Source organism: Neisseria sp. P0021.S007, assembly GCF_051956855.1.
In genome coordinates, this window is the sequence record NZ_JBQCXA010000320.1 from 1 (window position 1) to 822 (window position 822).

Annotated in this window: 1 protein-coding gene; it reads left to right on the forward strand. The window is 51.6% G+C overall.

Annotated features, from left to right (window positions below):
- A partial coding sequence (locus tag ACTHUR_RS13080) for an SLC13 family permease (protein WP_440398941.1) occupies window positions 1-738 on the forward strand: 738 nt, incomplete at its 5' end.
- Window positions 739-822 lie beyond the last annotated feature (84 nt).

The following is an 822-nucleotide window of genomic DNA, read 5'->3' on the forward strand; positions in this document are numbered from 1 at the left end:
ATGAAGCTCGGCCTGCCGATGATGCTGTTGATTCTGCCGCTGATGCTGTTCTCCATGTACGTCGTCCTCAAACCTAATTTGAACGAGCGCGTGGAAGTTAAAGCCGAATCTATCCCTTGGACTTTGCACCGCGTTATCGCGCTGTTGATTTTCTTGGCAGCCGCCATCGCTTGGGTATTCAGCTCCAAAATCAAAGCCGCATTTGGCATTTCCAACCCCGATACCGTTATCGCCCTGATTGCCGCCGTTGCCGTCGTCGTATTCGGCGTGGCGCAATGGAAAGAAGTTGCTCGCAATACCGACTGGGGTGTATTGATGCTCTTCGGTGGCGGTATCAGCTTGAGCGCGTTGCTGCAATCTTCCGGCGCATCTGAAGCTCTGGGTCAGCAAGTTGCTTCCACGTTCTCCCACTCTCCTGCATTGCTGGTGATTTTCGTGGTTGCCGCCTTCATCATCTTCCTGACCGAGTTCACCAGTAACACCGCTTCCGCCGCCCTGCTTGTGCCTATTTTCGCCAGCATTGCCGCGCAAATGGGTTTGCCAGAACAAGTTTTGGTATTCGTCATCGGCATTGGTGCATCTTGTGCCTTCATGTTGCCGGTTGCCACGCCGCCTAACGCGATTGTGTTTGGTACAGGCTTGATTAAGCAACGCGAAATGATGAACGTCGGCTTATTGCTGAACGTCCTCTGTATCGTATTGGTTGCGCTGTGGGCTTATTTCGTCCTGATGCCATAAACCCGTAAAACCATATCCCAGGCCGTCTGAAAGAATATTTTTCAGACGGCCTTGAAGTTTGTCGTTCAGACACAATTTAACGAA